The 516-nt window shown below is 46.3% G+C and carries 1 pseudogene; it reads right to left on the bottom strand.

The features are described from left to right. Nucleotides 1-472: pseudogene (locus HMPREF2701_RS01595) on the bottom strand (hypothetical protein); the annotation flags it as partial. Nucleotides 473-516 lie beyond the last annotated feature (44 nt).

A 516-nucleotide genomic window follows, 5' to 3' on the forward strand; every position in this document is an offset into this window, starting at 1 on the left:
ATACTGTTATCTCCTTCTCAAACGTAACTTCATGCCCTTTCAAGAAATCAATCAGCTCCTTAGGTTTCCTACCCCCATTCCCATGGGAGGCAAGAGAGATTGTTCTACCCAAGGTCTGTAGTTCCTGCCCACTCATTTGGCTCAAGTCAAAGGCCGTTTCTGGATTATAATGTCGAATATAACGGATTAGCTCCTCATGCAGAGCTTTAGAATTCTCGATCTGTTGATCCCGTAACTTCGTGTCCTGAAAAATCGCAAGGGCTGCCACATTATGATAAGGGTCTGTCATGCCAACAGCTTTGCGAGACCGACTCAAACCACTTGCAATCGTGGAGAGGGTAGTGGTCACACCGCTCCCCAACAGTTCACCATTAAATGCTTCCATCTGGCTTTCAGTTGTACGAAGAGATTGCAGGGCTTCTTCCTTCTGGCTTTTGATATCTGCTGTAGAAGGATTGCTGATGCCAACCATACCTCCAATTGCAGAGTAAGCTATTGTCAGGTCTGGATGGGCAA

It is taken from the genome of Streptococcus sp. HMSC077D04, assembly GCF_001808785.1.
GTDB classification, from domain to species: domain Bacteria; phylum Bacillota; class Bacilli; order Lactobacillales; family Streptococcaceae; genus Streptococcus; species Streptococcus mitis_BX.